General features: G+C 70.9%; 18 protein-coding genes and 2 pseudogenes. 12 read left to right on the forward strand and 8 right to left on the reverse strand.

Annotated elements, in window-relative coordinates; translation table 11 throughout:
* Nucleotides 1-136 precede the first annotated feature (136 nt).
* Together OG589_RS04835 and OG589_RS04840 are read left to right on the forward strand one after the other, a co-directional pair.
* Entirely contained in the window at nt 137-871 is a 735-nt protein-coding gene (locus tag OG589_RS04835) for a BTAD domain-containing putative transcriptional regulator (RefSeq protein ID WP_405146515.1), read from the forward strand.
* A 165-nt stretch (nt 872-1,036) separates the two neighbouring features.
* Nucleotides 1,037-1,651, forward strand: coding sequence for a hypothetical protein (locus tag OG589_RS04840; protein ID WP_405146517.1), 615 nt, complete (start codon nt 1,037-1,039; stop codon nt 1,649-1,651).
* 114 nt (nt 1,652-1,765) lie between these two features.
* On the opposite strand, the pseudogene OG589_RS04845 reads toward OG589_RS04840, so the two are convergent.
* Nucleotides 1,766-2,884 (reverse strand): annotated as a pseudogene (locus OG589_RS04845) (MFS transporter).
* A gap of 226 nt (nt 2,885-3,110) precedes the next feature.
* On the opposite strand from OG589_RS04845, the gene OG589_RS04850 reads away from it, so the two are divergent.
* The 7 genes and pseudogenes from OG589_RS04850 (at nt 3,111) to OG589_RS04880 (ending at nt 6,829) form a co-directional block, all read left to right on the forward strand.
* Nucleotides 3,111-4,331, forward strand: coding sequence for a cytochrome P450 (locus OG589_RS04850; protein WP_405146518.1), 1,221 nt, complete (start codon nt 3,111-3,113; stop codon nt 4,329-4,331).
* A 2-nt stretch (nt 4,332-4,333) separates the two neighbouring features.
* Nucleotides 4,334-5,017: a TetR/AcrR family transcriptional regulator gene (locus OG589_RS04855; RefSeq protein ID WP_405146520.1), complete on the forward strand. Its 684-nt coding sequence runs from the start codon at nt 4,334-4,336 to the stop codon at nt 5,015-5,017.
* Nucleotides 5,014-5,214 (forward strand): ferredoxin, encoded by a 201-nt coding sequence (locus OG589_RS04860; protein ID WP_405146522.1) that lies wholly within the window; start codon nt 5,014-5,016, stop codon nt 5,212-5,214. The genes OG589_RS04855 and OG589_RS04860 overlap by 4 nt, the downstream gene beginning before the upstream one ends.
* Nucleotides 5,211-5,378, forward strand: a pseudogene (locus tag OG589_RS04865) (FAD-dependent oxidoreductase); the annotation flags it as partial. The gene OG589_RS04860 and the pseudogene OG589_RS04865, both read left to right, overlap by 4 nt.
* A gap of 41 nt (nt 5,379-5,419) precedes the next feature.
* Nucleotides 5,420-5,800, forward strand: a complete 381-nt coding sequence (locus OG589_RS04870) for a cytochrome P450 (protein ID WP_405146524.1) — start codon at nt 5,420-5,422, stop codon at nt 5,798-5,800.
* Between the two features lie 41 nt (nt 5,801-5,841).
* Entirely contained in the window at nt 5,842-6,036 is a 195-nt protein-coding gene (locus OG589_RS04875) for a ferredoxin (RefSeq protein WP_405146525.1), read from the forward strand.
* Nucleotides 6,037-6,217: 181 nt separating this feature from the next.
* Entirely contained in the window at nt 6,218-6,829 is a 612-nt protein-coding gene (locus OG589_RS04880) for a hypothetical protein (RefSeq protein WP_405146527.1), read from the forward strand.
* Between the two features lie 101 nt (nt 6,830-6,930).
* Here the strand turns inward: OG589_RS04880 and OG589_RS04885 are convergent, their stop codons facing one another.
* Together OG589_RS04885 and OG589_RS04890 are read right to left on the reverse strand one after the other, a co-directional pair.
* Nucleotides 6,931-8,001, reverse strand: a complete 1,071-nt coding sequence (locus tag OG589_RS04885; RefSeq protein WP_405151958.1) for an ATP-dependent DNA ligase — start codon at nt 7,999-8,001, stop codon at nt 6,931-6,933.
* Between the two features lie 32 nt (nt 8,002-8,033).
* Entirely contained in the window at nt 8,034-8,756 is a 723-nt protein-coding gene (locus tag OG589_RS04890; protein ID WP_405146529.1) for a pyrimidine reductase family protein, read from the reverse strand.
* Nucleotides 8,757-8,925: 169 nt separating this feature from the next.
* On the opposite strand from OG589_RS04890, the gene OG589_RS04895 reads away from it, so the two are divergent.
* Nucleotides 8,926-9,312 carry a hypothetical protein gene (locus tag OG589_RS04895; protein WP_405146531.1) on the forward strand — a complete coding sequence of 129 codons (387 nt, stop codon included), beginning with the start codon at nt 8,926-8,928 and terminating at the stop codon, nt 9,310-9,312.
* Here OG589_RS04895 and OG589_RS04900 read toward each other — a convergent pair.
* Both OG589_RS04900 and OG589_RS04905 read right to left on the reverse strand, forming a co-directional pair.
* Nucleotides 9,284-9,988, reverse strand: a complete 705-nt coding sequence (locus OG589_RS04900; RefSeq protein ID WP_405146533.1) for an alpha/beta fold hydrolase — start codon at nt 9,986-9,988, stop codon at nt 9,284-9,286. The two genes, OG589_RS04895 and OG589_RS04900, sit on opposite strands and share 29 nt — an antisense overlap.
* A gap of 85 nt (nt 9,989-10,073) precedes the next feature.
* Nucleotides 10,074-11,282: a YbfB/YjiJ family MFS transporter gene (locus OG589_RS04905; RefSeq protein WP_405146534.1), complete on the reverse strand. Its 1,209-nt coding sequence runs from the start codon at nt 11,280-11,282 to the stop codon at nt 10,074-10,076.
* A 183-nt stretch (nt 11,283-11,465) separates the two neighbouring features.
* Between OG589_RS04905 and OG589_RS04910 the strand changes: the two genes are divergently transcribed.
* A complete protein-coding gene (locus OG589_RS04910) occupies nt 11,466-12,065 on the forward strand; it encodes a TetR/AcrR family transcriptional regulator (RefSeq protein ID WP_405146536.1) in 600 nt (199 codons plus the stop codon).
* Nucleotides 12,066-12,172: 107 nt separating this feature from the next.
* The gene (locus OG589_RS04915) at nt 12,173-12,526 is read left to right on the forward strand and encodes a VOC family protein (protein WP_405146538.1); all 354 of its coding nucleotides are present in this window, start codon (nt 12,173-12,175) and stop codon (nt 12,524-12,526) included.
* A gap of 94 nt (nt 12,527-12,620) precedes the next feature.
* Here the strand turns inward: OG589_RS04915 and OG589_RS04920 are convergent, their stop codons facing one another.
* Genes OG589_RS04920 through OG589_RS04930 form a run of 3 tightly spaced genes read right to left on the reverse strand, consistent with a single transcriptional unit; the run spans nt 12,621 to nt 16,366 of the window.
* Nucleotides 12,621-14,798, reverse strand: coding sequence for a xanthine dehydrogenase family protein molybdopterin-binding subunit (locus tag OG589_RS04920; RefSeq protein WP_405146540.1), 2,178 nt, complete (start codon nt 14,796-14,798; stop codon nt 12,621-12,623).
* Between the two features lie 39 nt (nt 14,799-14,837).
* Entirely contained in the window at nt 14,838-15,827 is a 990-nt protein-coding gene (locus OG589_RS04925) for an FAD binding domain-containing protein (RefSeq protein ID WP_405146542.1), read from the reverse strand.
* Nucleotides 15,824-16,366 (reverse strand): (2Fe-2S)-binding protein, encoded by a 543-nt coding sequence (locus OG589_RS04930; protein ID WP_405146544.1) that lies wholly within the window; start codon nt 16,364-16,366, stop codon nt 15,824-15,826. The genes OG589_RS04925 and OG589_RS04930 overlap by 4 nt, the downstream gene beginning before the upstream one ends.
* Between the last annotated feature and the right edge of the window lie 52 nt (nt 16,367-16,418).

Consider the following 16,418-nt stretch of genomic DNA (forward strand, 5'->3'; position numbering starts at 1 on the left):
GCGACCCGGCAGGCTGCATGCTGACCCAATAAAACGGGACATATCGCCATCTACCGGGTACATAGCCGGGGAAGAGACGGCGACGGGAGGGCTGCTTACCAGACGACTCGCTTTCCACGCGGGAGGCAGCAGAACAATGGAGAGCGGCGACCGGCCCGTTCTGCGGGTCGACCTTCTGGGGGGTTTCCGGCTGCTGGCCGGGGGCGAGCAGGTGACGGTCTCGGGAGGATCCGAGCGCCTTCTGTCGTTCGTCGCCCTCAGCGGCCAGGCCGTGCCCAGGACTCTGATGGCAGGCACGCTGTGGCCCGACCGGCCCGAGCGGCGCGCGTACGCCAGCCTCCGGTCGGCGCTTGCGCGTCTCGAAGGGGTCGGACGGCAGATCCTCGACATCGGCGCGACCGAGGTACGCCTCAGGCCCGCCGCCGGGGTCGACGTGGACGAGGCCCGGTCGCTGGCCAAGCGCATCCTCGACCCGGGCACCCCGACGCCCGAACAGGACCTCAGCGCGGCCGCGGTGGAGACGCTGTCGGTCGACCTGCTGCCCGGCTGGTACGACGACTGGGTGGTCCACGAGGCCGAGGAGTGGCACCAGCTGCGCCTGCACGCCCTGGAAGCCCTGGCCGAGGACTTCATCAGGGCCGGCCGGTTCGCCGACGCGGTCGCCGCCGCCGGCGTGGCCGTACGGGCGGAGCCGCTGCGCGAGAGTGCCCACGCCGCGCTGATCCGCGCCCATCTCGCGGAAGGCAACCAGGCCGAGGCGCTCCGCGACTTCGAGCGCTACGAGCACCTTCTGGGCTCCGAGCTGGGACTCCGCCCGACACCGCTCGTGAGTGAGCTCGTCGCCGGCCTGCGCGCCATCGTCCACCGTTGAAACGCGGTCGCCCGCCCTCGAAAGCGTCGCGGCGTCGCCCCCTCGTCACGTCGGTGTCACGACGCGGTGGCGCGGTGCCGGAAACCATGTGGTTCGACGACAGGACGGTCACTCGGGACGGTCGACGACCACTACGGGTGGCCAGGACATAGAAGGAGTCGGCACATGGTAGGCAAGCGTCCTTTGACACTGCTCGGTCCGGCACTCGTCTCGCTCGCGCTCTGGCCCACCGCAGGAGTCGCGCAGGCCTCTGCCGTCCCGAGCCCGGCGACGGCGGTGGTCGCCGGCGCCGAGTACGGCGCGACGGCAGCGGGACTCCGCGTCATGCCAGGCGACGACGGTGACCGCGGCCGGTACGGCGACCGTGACAGGTCCGAGCGGCGCGGTCGGTCGGAGATGCGGGATCGCGGTAGGTCCGAGCGGCGTGGCCGGTCGGAGATGCGGGACGACCGTGGCAGGTCCGAGCGGCGTGGCCGGTCGGAGATGCGGGACGATCGCGGTAGGTCCGAGCGGCGTGGCCGGTCGGAGATGCGGGACGATCGCGGTAGGTCCGAGCGGCGTGGCCGGTCGGAGATGCGGGACGACCGTGGCAGGTCCGAGCGGCGTGGCCGGTCGGAGATGCGGGACGACCGTGGCAGGTCCGAGCGGCGCGGTCGGTCGGAGATGCGGGACGATCGGATGCGGGACGATCGGATGCGGGACGACCGGATGCGGGACGACCGCGGCAGGTCCGAGCGGTTCGGCCGGTCGGAGATGCGGGACGACCGCGACATGTTCTAGCGGCGCGGCCGCCAGGAGATGAGGAGGTACTGACCTGGTACCAGCGGACCTGAGCGGATACGCCTGGTCGCAAGAACAAGGGACATGGGTTACCGCCCATGTCCCTTCGGCGGCTCAGCGCATGGCCTTCCCCGTGACCGGTGCCGTGGCGGTGGTGTGCGGTGTCGCCGTGACAGGGCTTCGGCGGGGGAGGAAGGACGCGAAGACCAGGGCGATGAGGGCCGCGCCGGCGCCGATGGCCATGACCACCCGGAAACCGTCCGCGGACGGGAGGGTGACGGCGCCGAACGTGGTGGTCATCTGGGCCAGGACGACGCCGGCCACCGCGCCGGAGATCGAGGTCCCCATGGCCCGCATCAGCGTGTTGAGGCTGTTGGCGGCGGCCGTCTCCGACACCGGCACGGCCGCCATGACCAGGGCGGGCATGGCTCCGTACGCGAGGCCGATGCCGGCTCCGATCACGGCGGACACGAGCACGAGGTGCCAGATGGCCGACATCAGCGCGATGCTCACGCCATGGCCGGCGGCGACCACGACGGCGCCGAGCATCAGCGTCACCTTCGGGCCCTTGGCCTTCGAGACACGCGCGGACAGCGGCGCCATGGCCATCATCACCAGACCGGACGGCGCCAGCACCAGGCCCACGGTGAGCATCGTCTCTCCCAGGCCATAGCCGGTGTGGCCTTCGGCAACTGCAGCACCTGCGGGAGCACCAGGGACATCGCGAACATCGCGAACCCGAACACCGCGGACGCGAGGTTGGTGAACAGCACCTGCCGGCGAGCGGTGGTGCGCAGGTCCACCAGCGGCTCGCCGGTGCGCGGCTCCCACCATCCCCACAGCAGGAGCACGGCGGCCGACGTGCCGAGCAGGCCCAGGGTCCGGGCACTGGCCCAGCCCCAGCCGGCGCCCTTGGAGATGGCCACCAGCAGGCAGAGCAGCCCGATCGACAATCCGGCCGCGCCCACCAGGTCGAAGCGTCCTCCGGTGCGGACGGCCGACTCCGGTACGAGTCTCAGCACCAGGACGGTGGCGAGGACGCCGAGGCCCGCGGCCGTCCAGAACGGCGCGTGCCAGTCGGCGCGTTCGGCCAGGAGGGCGGCCGCGGGCAGACCGAAGCGTCGCGACCGCGCTCGCGAGGAGCGTGGCGGTGACCGCCCAGGTGGTGTCGGACGCCGAGGCTCCGACGAGCGTGGGTAACTGGGGGACCAGCGGAATCACCAAGGTCTGCATGAGCGAGACCACGATCCCGGCCAGGGCGAGCACCACCACGATGGTGTTCGCCCGCGGTGGGCCGGCCGTTCGGGAAGGTACCGCAAGGTCGTCTAGCAAGGCTGAAGCCTCCGGCGTGGGCGGTTGAGGTGCACGATGCCGCTCGATATTTAAATCAAGCGCTTGACTTAAAGTTAACAGGCTGGGTTTACTGGCGGTGCTGAAAGTCAGTCCGGAGGAGGTCGTGGTGAGCCAAGGTGACGGCGAGCAGGTGCTGCACTACCCGATTCCCGGTGAGGCGGCGCTGGAGCCACCGGCGGAGTGGGCGCGGCTGCGGCAGCGGTGCCCGGTGGCGCGAGTGAAGCTGCCCAGCGGTGATGAGGCGTCGCTGCTGACTCGCTACGAAGACGTCAGGCGGGTGCTGTCCGATCCGCGGTTCACCCGGCAGCTGAACGCGGAGGACGCGGCCCGGCTCTCCGACAGCGAGTCGGGGGGCGTGTTCAACACCGAGATGGCGATGGCGATCCCGCAGGGCGGGGAGGGGCATCAGCGGTGGCGGCGCCAGGTCGGCAAGTGGTTCACGGCCAAGCGGATGGCGGCGCTGCGCCCGGTGATCGAGGCGATGGCCGAGCGGCTCGTCGACGACATGGTCGAGCTCGGTCATCCGGCGGATCTCAAGGCGAGCCTGGGTTTCCCGCTGCCGGTGTACGTGATCTGCGATCTGCTCGGGATCCCCGCCGCCGACCGGGACAGCTTCGCCTACTGGTCCGACACGTTGCTCAACCTGACACGGTACGGCCAGGCGGAGATCGACGCGGCGCAGGCCGAGTTCGTGGAGTACATGGCCGCTCACGTGGCCGCCAAGCGGGCGGAGCCGGGTGACGATCTGCTCGGCGAGCTGATCAGGGGCACCGGCGCAGAGGGCGGCGGGTTGTCCGACGGGGAGCTGGTGGCCACCGGCATGGCTCTGCTGGTGGCCGGGCACGAGACCACGGCCAACATGATCGGGAAGATGGCCGGCATGCTGCTGGCCGACCGGCGGCGCTGGGAGCGGCTGGTGGCCGACCCGTCACTGGTGCGCTCGGCGGTGGAGGAGGCCCTGCGGTTCGACGCCAATTCGGGGTTCGGCATGCCGCGCTACCTGGGCGAGGAGACCGAGATCGGGGGGACGCTGCTGCCGCGCGGCACGACGGTGGTGTGCAGCATGGCGGCGGCCAACCGCGACGAGAGCGTCTTCGACGGCGCGGGCGACATGGATCTCGGCCGCAGCCCGAACCCGCACCTGGCCTTCGGCGCCGGAGCGCACTCGTGCCTTGGGCAGGCGCTGGCCCGCACCGAGCTGCAGGTCGTGCTCGAGGTGCTGGTGCGCAGGCTACCGTCCCTGGACCTGGCCGTCGCGGTGGAGGATCTGCGCCGCCTCGACGGGCTGGTCGTCGGCGGGCTGCGTGAAGTTCCGGTGCGGTGGTGACCATGGGCGGCAGGACCGTGCGAGCCGAGCGGGCCAGCGCGACGCGGGAGCAGATCCTGGAGGCGGCCGAGCGGCTGTTCGCCGAGCACGGGGTGTTCGCCGTGTCCAACCGCCAGGTCAGTGAGGCCGCCGGGCAGGGCAACAACGCCGCGGTCGGCTACCACTTCGGCACGAAAGCGGACCTGGTGCGGGCGATCGTGCGCAAGAACGCCGAGCGGATCGAGCACATCCGCGGGCGGATGCTGGCCGAGGTCGGCGACTCCGCCGAGGTGCGTGACTGGGTGGCCTGCCTGGTGCGTCCGGTCTGCGAGCATCTGGCCGCCATGGGCAGCCCGACCTGGTTCGCCCGGTTCGGCGCCCAGGTGATGACCGACCCCGCACTGCGCGACATCATGATCGACGAGGCTCTCACCTCGCCCACGCTCGTGCGGATCGTCGACGGGCTGCACCGTTGCCTTCCCGCGCTGCCGGTCGAGGTGCGGGCCGAGCGCGGCGACATGACCAGTCACCTGATGGTGCACGTGTGCGCAGAGCACGAACGCGCCCTGGCCCACGGCAGGCCGACCCCCCGCTCCAGCTGGCACGGCGTCGCGACCGGGCTGATCGACGCGATCGTCGGGCTGTGGTCGGCGCCCGTGACGCCGGACGTGCACGCCTGCCTGAAGCAGGAAGGACGTGGACAGTGAAGATCAGCGTGGACGAGGGCAGGTGCTGCGGCGCGGGCCAATGCGTGCTGCTCGTGCCAGAGGTGTTCGACCAGCGCGAGGACGACGGCATCGTGGTCCTGCTGGCGGCGGAGCCCGCCGAGAACCTGCGGGCGAGGGTGCGTGAAGCCGCCGCCGTCTGCCCAGCGGCCGCCATCGAGCTGAGCGAGAGCGTGTGAACGATCCCTTCGGTGTCGTGGTGGTCGGCGCCTCAGCGGCCGGGCTGGCCACCGCCGAGGCCCTGCGCCGCAGGGGCTACCAGGGAGGCCTGAGCATCCTGGGCGCCGAGCCGCATCCGCCCTACGATCGGCCGCCGCTGTCCAAACAGGTCCTGGCCGGCGCCTGGGACGCGAGAGCGACGATCCGAAGCTGGTCGCCGGAGCGGTGGAGGAACTGCTGCGCTATCTCAACATCACCCACAGCGGACGCCGCCGGGTCGCGCTCGAGGACATCGAGATCGCCGGCCAGGTCATCCGCGCCGGTGACGGGCTGATCATGCCCAACGACATCGCCAACCGCGATCCCGAGACCTTCCCCGACCCCGACGAACTGGACGTCCGCCGGGACGCCCGCCTGCACGTGGCCTTCGGTTTCGGAGTGCACCAGTGCCTGGGCCAGCCGCTGGCCCGGATGGAGCTGCAGGTCGTCTACAGCGCCCTTTACCGGCGCATCCCCACGTTGCGCCTGGCGACGGATCTGGACCAGATCTCGTTCAAGCACGACGGGCAGGTCTACGGCGTCTACGAGCTTCCCGTGACCTGGTGACGTCACCGGCAGCTCATCAACAGCGAACAAAAAGGGTCTTCGTGAAGATAACCATCGACCAGGACAGGTGCATCGCTTCAGGGCAGTGCGTGACGGCCGCCATGGACGTGTTCGACCAGCGAGACGAGGACGGCATCGTGGTCCTGCTCAACCCCACCCCGCCGGCCGGCCTGGCCGAGGATGTCCGCCAGGCCGCGGCCGTATGCCCGGCACTCGCCATCCACGTCGAGGAATGACGAACGCCGAGTCATATGCCCGGTGTGGAAGCGGATCCCGCCCGTCGGCCTCATCCATCGTCACGTCGGTGTCACGGCGCGGTGGCGCGACCCCGGAAACCATGTGGTTCGACGCCAAGAGCGGCCACCTGGGACCGTCGACGATCATTACGGGTGGCCCGGACATGGAAAGGAGTCGGCCATGGTAGGCAAGCGATCCGTGATGCTGCTTGGTCCGGCGTTCCTCTCGCTCGCGCTCTGTACCACCGGAGCCGCACAGGCCTCCGCCGCATCAAGCCCAGTGACGGCGGTGGTCGCCGGCACCGAGCAGAGCACGCTGGCGACGGCACCCGGATTCCGTGTCATGCCGCGCGACGACGGGGACCGCGACCGGTCGGAGAGGCGCGCCGAGCGCGAGCGGTCGGAGAGGCGCGCCGAGCGCGAGCGGTCCGAGCTGCGCAGGGACCTTGAGCGGTCCGAGCGGCGCAGGGAGCGGGAGCGGTCCGAGCTGCGCAGGGACCTTGAGCGGTCCGAGCGGCGCAGGGAGCGGGAGCAGTCGGAGACGCGCAGGGAGCGCGAGCGGTCGGAGATGCGCGAGCGGGAGCGGTCGGAGATGCGCGAGCGGGAGCGGTCGGAGATGCCCAGGCGCGATCGGATGGAGAGGCCGAGGGAGCGCGATCGCATGGAGAGTCCGAGGGAGCGCGATCGCATGGAGAGGCCCAGCGAGCGCGAGCGGTCGGAGATGCGCAGCGAGCGGTCGGAGAGGCGGAGCGAGCACCAGAGGTCCGAGAGGACATCGGTGAGGGGGTACTGATCCGGCAACCAGACCAAGCCGATACGCCTGGTCATGAAGGAAGGGACATGGGTCCGCCGCCCATGTCCCTTCCGCCGCTTCGCCACAGGCGCGGGGCGTGCTCAGCGGGCGAGGATGTCGTCCAGGTTGTAGCCGACGGGGTGTTCGAGCTGCTCGTAGTCGCACGACTCGGGCGTGCGGTCGGTGCGCCACCGGCGGAACTGGGCGGTGTGCCGGAACCGGTTGCCCTCCATGTGGTCGTAGGCGACCTCCACCACCAGCTTGGGGCTGAGCGGGATGAACGCGAGGTTCTTCCCGGCGCTCCAGCGGGAGATCGCCCCCGGCATGCGCTGGGTGGTGCTCTCGTCCTGCGACATCCACGAGCTCCAGGGGTGGTCGCCGAGGTCGGTCAGCAGGTACGGCTTCAGCTCGTCGATCAGCTCGGCCCGGCGCTTCATCGGGAACGACGCCGCCACCCCCACGTGGTGCAGCACGCCCGCCGAGTCGTACAGCCCGAGCAGCAGCGACCCGACGACCGGCCCGGACTTGTGCTCGCGGTACCCGGCCACGACGCAGTCGGCCGTGCGCTCGTGCTTGACCTTGAACATCGTGCGCCGGTCGGGCTCGTACGGCTGGGTGGTGCGCTTGACCATGATGCCGTCGAGCCCGGCCCCCTCGAACATCTCGAACCACTCGCCCGCCCGCTCGTCGCTGTCGGTGACCGGCGTCAGCCGTACCCGGTCGCCCGCGCCCGCCAGGGCGTCGACCAGACGCGCGCGGCGCTCCCCGAAGGGGGTCTCCAGCAGGCTCTCGTCGCCGATGGCGAGCAGGTCGAAGGCGACGAACGACGCGGGGGTCTGCTCCGCCAGCAGCCTCACCCGCGAGGCCGCCGGGTGGATGCGCTGCTGGAGGGCGTCGAAGTCGAGGATCTGGCCGCGCCGCAGCACGATCTCGCCGTCGACCACGCACCGCTCGGGCAGCTCTCGCCTGACCGCCTCGATCAGCTCGGGGAAGTAGCGGTTGAACGGCCGCTCGTTGCGGCTGCCCAGGTAGACGTCGTCGCCGTCGCGGAACACGACGCAGCGGAAGCCGTCCCACTTGGGCTCGTAGAGCAGGGTGCCGTCCTGGGCCGGCAGCTCCTTGACGGCCTTGGCCAGCATCGGCGCCACGGGCGGAGCGACCGGAAGGCTCATCTCGGGTGGAAGGTTGGGTGGGGCGGGAAGGTTCATGCCTGCTCCCGTACGTACTTGCAGAAGAGGAAGCCGTCTTCCTCCAGGACGTGTGCGAGGCTCAGCCGGATGTTGGAGGCCGGGCCGTTGAGGATGCGCGCCGCGTCGCCGCCCGCCAGCAGCGGGCTGATCGTCAGGCAGAGCTCGTCCACCAGCCCGGCCGCCGCCATCTGGGCGTTGACGCGCGGACCGCCCTCGCAGAGCACCCGGCCGAGCCCGCGCTCGCGCAGCGCCTCCACGGCGAGGGGCAGGTCGACCCGCTCGTCGCCCGCGACGATCACATCGGCGTGCCTGGCGGCCTCGTCGCGCCGGTCCTTGGGCGCGCGCTCCGTGGTGATCACGATCGTCCTGGCGTACGGCTCCGCCTCGGTGAACAGCGGGCCGGCCAGGTCGAGGTCGAGCCGCCGCGTGATGACGGCGATGGGCGGGACGAGCGGCCGTCCCCGGCGCAGCTCCGCCCACGACGCGCGCGGGCGGGCGGGGCCGTACCCCTCGGTGCGTACGGTCGCGGCACCGGCCACCACCACGTCGGCGAGGCCGCGCAGCACTCCGAAGACGCGGCGGTCGCCCTTGCCGGACAGGCCCTCGGAAAGGCCCTTCAGCCAGGCGCCCCCGTCGACACCGGCGACCATGTTGAGGCGCAGCCACTCGCCTCGGGGGTACGCGTAGGCCTCGGCGAGGTCGACGTCGTCCGCTGAGCTGGGAAGGATGCGTCGCACGCTCTCTACCTTGGCACAGGCTCGGTGCCCGGCACGCGAGCGGGATCGGCCGTCCTTGAAGTAACGCTTCAGCATATTAGCGACATGTGAGGTATAGGGCGCGTAGCGTTACGCGGTCGTCCGGAGATGTAGGTGGGGAAGAAAATCTTCGGGGATCGGGAGGACCTTGGTGCGAGTGGTCACTGTCGCGGTGTGGCTGGTCACCACCGGGTTCGGGATCTACCTGCTGTGCCTCTGGCTGTCGGGAGGCCGGCAGACGGCCAAGGTGACCCGCTTCCCGACCGTGCTGGTCGTCATGCACCCGGTGCTCGGTGTGACCTCGCTCGCCGCCTGGGCGGCCTTCGTCCTCACCGCCCGCGGCGGCTACATCTGGCTGTCACTCGGGCTGCTCTGCCTCGCCACCCTGCTCGGCTTCGTGATGTTCACCCGCTGGCTGGGCGCCGGCAGACACGCCCGCGGCGCCGAACAAGGCTTCCCCCTCCTCCCCGTGATCCTCCACGCCGCGGCCGGAATCCTCACCTTCATCCTCATCCTCCTCGCCGCCACGACCATGTAGCCGCGCGGGGTTCAACGGCCTCGAGCAGGATCTTCAACAGGTGCTGCGGGGCGTCGCGCATGAGGTTGTGCCCGCTGTCCAGCGCGTGGGTCGTCCAGGAGGGGTCCTCACGCAGGCGTTCGAAGACGGGGGTGAACGGGGACTGTCCGTCCCACCCCGCCGCGTAGACGTAGTCTCGGCGCCGGATGTGCGCGAGGTCGCCGGTGAGCCGGAGCGGTTGGATCAGCGAGGCGAGCGGGTGAGGGGTGGCCCGTGCGTCGAAGAACGGCAGCGGCCGCGTCGCGTAGCCGGTCTCCACTACGTCCATGTACCATTGCCGCTCCTGGTCGGAGACCAGGTTCCAGCAGGAGTCTCCGTGCTCGGGCACGACGGCATCCAGGTACACCAGGCAGTCCACCCGTTCGGGTACGCGGTCGGCGACGCCGGTGATCACCATTCCCCCGTAGCTGTGGCCGACCAGCACCGCGTCCTGGATGTTCTCGGCCGCCAGCACGCCGCTCACGTCCTGGATGTGTGTGTCGAGGTTCACTCCGCCGTGCAGCAGGTGGCTGCGTTCGCTGAGTCCGGTCAATGTCAGCGGGTGGACGCGGTGTCCGTGGCCGCGTAGCTGTTCGGTGAGTTCCTCGAAACACCAGCCGCCATGACACATGCCGGGGATGAGGACGAAGGTTGCCACAGCAGTGCTCCTTGTCGTTGTTGGACGTGCGCTATTGAGAGTGGCCGAGGTGTCGTCGCCCGCGGGCGTCAGCTCGGGCGCGAGATCACCGGAGTCCGGCATCAGGTGTCTGTGTGAGTGCCATCGGGTCGCGCGCCGTGGTCGGCGGTGCCGGGGGCGCGGACGGCCTCGCGGTGGCGGCGACCAAGGCCGCTGCGGTGCACAGGATCGCGGTCCAGACCAAGGTGGCGTCGGTCGAGGTCCGATCGGCGACGATGCCGGCGATCCAGGGACCGGCGGTCTGCCCGGCCGCGAACAGCGTGGTGAAGGCAGCCAGCGTGGCGATCCAGTCGGCGGGTGCGGTGTTGCCCCTGATGAGCGTGGTGACGGCGGCGGGAACACCCATGAACGTCGCCCCGTAGAGGAGCGCGGAAGCGAGGATGACCGGCGGTGTGGGCGCTGACAGGGCCAGTGCCGCTCCACCGCCGAGGACGCCGAGCAGGGTGGCCAGGGTCCGGGTGCCGGGCCAGTTCGTGGCCGGGCGGCTCCACAGCGCGGGTGCCGCTACGACGGCCAGGCCAAGCGCCGTCCAGGTGAGCACCACCTGCGCGATCGGAGCGTGCCGGTCGGCGAGGTAGGCGGACAGGAAGGTGATGTAGGTGATGTACCCGGCGGCGAACAGCAGGTAGGCCAGGGCGATTCCCCATAGCGGGCGCACCCGTGCTCGCCCGGCAGTGGCGGCCGGCGCTTCCTCGCCGGTACGCGCGGCGGTCCAGCTTGCCAGCGTCGCCAGAGCGGCGGCGACGCTCAGGCCGACCCAGGCGAGGTGCCACTGATCGGCCAGCGGCGGGATGGTCGCGCCGCTGAAGACGATGCCCAGCCCGGTGCCGGCGAAGTAGATGGTGATGGGCGCGCCGGAGGCGACCCGGGTGGCGATGCGTGATGCGATCACGCCGCCGGTGATGAACACCACCGCTCCGGCCGCTCCGGCCGCGGCTCGCGCGGCCAGCAACGCCAGGTAGTCATCGCCGGCCGCGGTGGCGGCCAGCGACAGTGCAGTGAGGGCCATGCCCCAGCGGAATGCGGCGGCGCTGCCCAGGCGGCGCACGATCATGGCGGTCACCAGCGCGCCGAGGAGGTAGCCGAGTCCGTTGGCGGTGCTTATCGCCCCGGCTTCCGCCAAGGTCCAGTGAAGGTCGTCTCGCATGGCCGGCAGGAGCAGTCCGTAAGCGAAGCGGGCCAGTCCGAGCGCCGAGGCGGTGCCGAGTGCCAGCCGCGCCGCCTGCCATGACGCCTGCCGTGCTGGTGGCCTCATTGGTCTCGCGTCAGTGAGGTCGCCTGGCCGCCACCGCATGGTGCGGGTCGGTCGATCGGAGAGCCGCGATCAGGCGGCGGGCCGGTGACACGAAGGTCGGACATGACACACTCCAAAGATCGAACCGATCGGTACGATCTCGGATGCTAGCAGTTGATCGAACCGAGCGGTACCATCTGTGGAATGCCAGTCCCCAAGGGCTCGACGATCGATCCCGAGCGCACCCGCGCCACCATCCTCGAAGCGGCCACCCGAGTGCTGTACGAGCACGGGCTCGATGGCATCGGCGTCGCCGGACTCTGCGCCCGCATCGGAGTGTCCAAGGAGACGCTCTACCGGCACTTCGGCACCAAGGACAAACTTGTGCAGGCCATGCTGGAGGCTCGCAGTGAGCGGGTGACGAGCTGGCTGGCCGAAGCCATCGCGGCTGCCGCACACGAGCCCGCCGACCAGCTCACCGCGGTGTTCGGCGCCCTCCAGCAGTGGTACGACGACCCGGCTTTCCGCGGCTGCGCCATCCTGAACGCGGCCGCCCAGCACCACGTCGAGGCCGTGCGCGCCATCACGGCCCGCCACCTGGGCCGCTACCTCGAACTCCTGACCGGCATCGCCAGACGCGCTGGCGCCGCCGATCCACACAAGCTGGGGTGGCAACTGCTCATGCTGGTCGAGGGCGCCACCGTCGTCGCCGAACATCACGACACTGCCGGCGCGGCCGAGCATGCCCGCCAGGCGGCGCTCACCCTACTGTCCGCCGCCTCCCGAACCAGCGTTCAAAAGTGACGCATCGCATCGCTGAGTTCGGCCGGGAGCTTCGGCACCTATCCCGGCTGCTAGGGCGTGTAGACGTCGGGAGTCTCAGAGACACGTATTCTCGCTTGGAGTTGTCGATGGCCGTTCGCCGTGTCGTGCCCAACGTCCAGTCAGAGGCTGTGCAGGAGAGCCGGGAGTTCTATGGGCTGCTGGGCTTCGAGGAGGTCATGAACCTCGGCTGGATCATGACGCTCGCTTCCCCGTCCAGTCCGGCAGCGCAGGTCAGCTTCATTGCCAGCGACAAAACCGCATCAGTCACCCCCGACATGAGCGTCGAGGTGGACGACGTGGATGCGGCCTATGCGGTCATGCGGGAGAGCGGTGCGGAGATCGTGCATCCCTTGCAGGACGAGGAGTGGGGAGTGCGCCGGTTCTTCGTCCGCGACCCCAACGGCCGAGTGGTCAACGTGCTGGGCCACCGCTGTCGATGAAGGGCCACACTTCGCGTAGCAGGCGTACCTCCTGTTCAGGTCCCGGACCGGGGCCGCGACGGCATCGGTCCGGGAGCCCTTTCTCGCGGTCGGCTCACCACTCAGGCCTTTCTTCCAGCACGCGGTCCGGACGGATGGGGAGGATCCGCTGGCGTCGGCCGGTGGCGTGCCAGACGGCGTTCGCGATCGCGGCCGCGGTGCCGACCGTGCCGATCTCGCCGACGCCCTTGATGCCCGAGGGGTCGCCGGGTTCGTAGTCGGGCACGAAGTCGGCCTCGACGTCGGGTACGTCGGCGTGTGCGGCGATGTGGTAGCCGGCGAAGTCCCCGTTGACGTGGCGGCCGGTGACCGGATCCCGTACGCCCTCCTCGTGCAGGGCCATGGACAGGCCCGTGACCATGCCGCCGACGAGCTGGCTGCGGGCCAGCAGCGGGTTGACTACGCGGCCGACGGCGAACATGCCCAGCAGGCGCCGTACGCGCACCTCGCCGGTGGCCGGATCGACGGTCACCTCGGCGAACACGGCGCTGTAGGAGTGCCGTTCCTTGGGCGGCACCCTGCTGAGCGACTCGCTGGTCTCCGCCGAGACGGTCAGCGGCCGTGTCGGATCGTCGGACCGGGCGAGCAGCTTCCGCGCGGCCTCGGTGATGGCCCAGGACCAGGAGGTTGTCCCCCGGGAGCCGCCGGCGCTCCACGCGGGGCCGAGGTCGCTGTCCGCGATCAGGATGCGGATCCGCCCGGGATCGACCCGCAATGCCTCGGCGGCCACCGCGGTCAGCGCGGTGCGCGCGCCCGTTCCGATGTCGGAGGCGCCGACGGCCACGGTGTACGTGCCGTCCGGCTCGGCGGTGATGGCCGCCGAGGAGGGCAGCGCGCCCGCGCCGAACGACGTGGCCGCCAGCCCGGTGCCGACGAGGAGATGTCCCTCCCGGCGCGTCCTTGGGCGGTGGTCGCGTGCGGCCCAGCCGAACCTGCGCGCGCCCTCCCGCAGACAGGCGACGAGATTGCGGCGGCTGAAGGGCAGACCGGAGACCGGGCCGACGGCGGGTTCGTTGCGCAGCCGGAGTTCGAGCGGATCCATGCCCAGCCGCTCCGCCACCTCGTCCATGGCGGATTCGAGTGCGAACGAACCAGGTGTCGCACCCGGTCCGCGCAGCGAGTACGGCGGCAGGATGTCGAGGGGGACCGCGGTGAGCCGGGTACGGATCGCGGGGGCGGCGTAGAGCGTCTTGGTGAGTTCGGTGCAGTATTCGAGGTATTCGGCGAGCGGCGAGAGCTCGAAGGCCGGTGTGTGGTCGATCGCCCGCAGCCGGCCGTCCGCGTCGGCCCCGATCCGGACGCGCTGGTCGGTCGCCGGCCGCATCGAGATCGTCTGGAACACCTGGCTGCGGGTCAGGGTGACGCGGACGGGCCGCCGCAGCAGCGTCGTGGCCATCACGGCCAGGATCAGGTGGGGCCCGCACAGCGTCTTGGAGCCGAAACCGCCGCCGACGTGCTCGGCGCGGACGCGCACCTGTTCCGGGTCCAGAAAGAACAGCGCGGCCAGCGTCTGGGCGACCAGGAAGGGGCCTTGGTTGCAGTCGATGACCTGCAGGCGCCCGTCCTCCCACCACGCGGTCGCGGAGTGGGGCTCCATGGCGCTGCCGTGTTCCTCGGGCGTGCGGTACCGCTCGTCGACGACCACCGCGCTCGCGGCCAGTTCCGCGTCCACGTCACCGACGTTCGCGTCCTCGCCGAACAGCGGCAATGCCGGCCTGGCCGCCAGGTGGTCGAGTGAGAAGTCCGTGTCGTGCGGTTCCTCGTCGTACGACACCGAAAGCGCCAGGGCCGCCGCCCGGGCCTGCTCCGGCGTCTCGGCCACCACCAGCGCGATCGGCCGGCCGGCGTGGGGGACCGTCTCGTCCTGCAGCAGTTGCAGGCCGCCGTCCGTACCGAAGAAGCCCGCCGCCTGCGGGTTGACCCGGGGCGCGGTGCGGTGGTCGATCACGCCCAGCACGCCGGGCATGGCCAGCGCGGCGGAGGTGTCGATGTCGCGGATGCGTCCGCGGGACACCGTGGAGGTGACGACCCAGCCGTGGGCCAGGTCGCGCATCGGCTCGTCCGCCGCGTAGCGCACACTGCCGGTGACCTTGCCCGCGCCCTCGATGCGGGGCCGCGCCGTGCCCACGGCGCCCGGGGGCGGTTCCGCCGTGCCGGCCAACGGGGCGGTGGCCGGTCCGGAGGCCGGGTGCCCGGCCGGTGCCGGCGATGCGCTGGTCGAGAACGCGTTCATGCGTGGATCTCCTTCAGGGCGTGTGACGGGACCGCTTCGTCACTCGGCCCGGTGGGCGAGCTCGGTCAGGACGGCCTCGACGAGATTGCGCGCCAGCGTGACCTTGTATGCGTTGTCGCGCAGCGGCCGCGCGGCGGACAGTTCCGCGTCGGCGGCGGCACCGAAGCGGTCGGCCGTGGCGGGAGCGTCCCGCAGGGCGGACTCGGCGACGTGGGCGCGCCAGGGCCGTGAGGCGAGGCCGCCGAGCGCGATCCGGGCGCCTTTGACGATGCCCTCGTGGACGTCCAGCGCGGCCGCGACGGACACGTTGGCGAAGGCGTACGACGCGCGCTCGCGGACCTTGCGGTAGCGCGAACGCGGGGACGCCGCGGCGGCCGGCAGGGTGACCGCGGTGATCAGGGCGCCCGGGGGCAGCACCGTTTCCCGCTGCGGGGTCTCGCCGACCGGCAGGTAGAACTCGGACAGCGGGATCTCGTGGGTCCCGTCCAGGGTCTCGTAGTGCACGACCGCGTCGAACGCGGCCAGGGCCACGGTCATGTCCGAGGGATGGGTGGCCACACAGTGGTCGGACCAGCCGAGGATCGCGTGGTTGTGGTGCTCTCCGGCGATCGCGGAACAGCCGCTGCCGGGGCTGCGCTTGTTGCACGGCTGCGAGGGGTCCGCGAAGTAGCCGCACCGGGTCCGCTGCAGCAGGTTGCCGCCCACCGTGGCCATGTTGCGCAGCTGCCCCGACGCGCCCGCCAGCACGGCCTGGGTGAGTGCCGGATACCGGCGGCGCACCTCGGGATGGGCCGCCGCGTCGCTGTTGGTCGTCGTGGCGCCGATGACGAGTCCTCCGTCGGGTGCCTCGCGGACACCGTCCAGCGGCAGCCGGCGCACGTCCACCAGCCGGGTGGGCGTCTCGACGCCGTCCTTCATCAGGTCGACGAGATTGGTTCCACCGCCGAGGAACCGGGCGCCGTCGTCGCCGGCGACCAGGGCGAGGGCGTCACGGACCTGCTTCGGCCGCTGGTAGCTGAACTCCTTCATCCCGTCACCTCCTCGCGGGACGCCGTCTCCAGCACGGCGCGCACGATCGACGGGTACGCGCCGCAGCGGCACAGGTTGCCGCTCAGGCGCTCGCGCACCTCCTCGGCGTCCAACTCCGGTGCCGGTCCCTCGGATGAGACATCGGCGGTGACCGCGCTGGGCCAGCCCGCCGCGTGCTCGGCCAGCATGCCGACCGCGGAGCAGAGCTGCCCGGGTGTGCAGTAGCCGCACTGGAAACCGTCGAGCTGTACGAACGCCTGCTGCAGCGGCCGCAGTTGACCGTCCTGCGCGAGACCCTCGACCGTCGTGACGTCCGAGCCGTCGGCGGCGACCGCCAGCGTCAGGCAGGACACCACACGCCGGCCCTCCAGGAGCACCGTGCAGGCGCCGCACTGTCCGCGGTCGCAGCCCTTCTTCGGCCCTGTGTGGCCCGTGTCCTCACGGAGCGCGTCGAGGAGTGTTCTGCGATTATCGACGTTCAGACGGTGCGTCAGGCCGTTGACGCGAAGACGTATCTCACTGCGGGTTCCGTCCCTCATACCGCTTCTCCTTCCTCAATACAGAGAACCCCGATCAGCAGAGCCTCAGAGA

Source organism: Sphaerisporangium sp. NBC_01403, assembly GCF_045040145.1.
GTDB lineage: Bacteria > Actinomycetota > Actinomycetes > Streptosporangiales > Streptosporangiaceae > Sphaerisporangium > Sphaerisporangium viridialbum.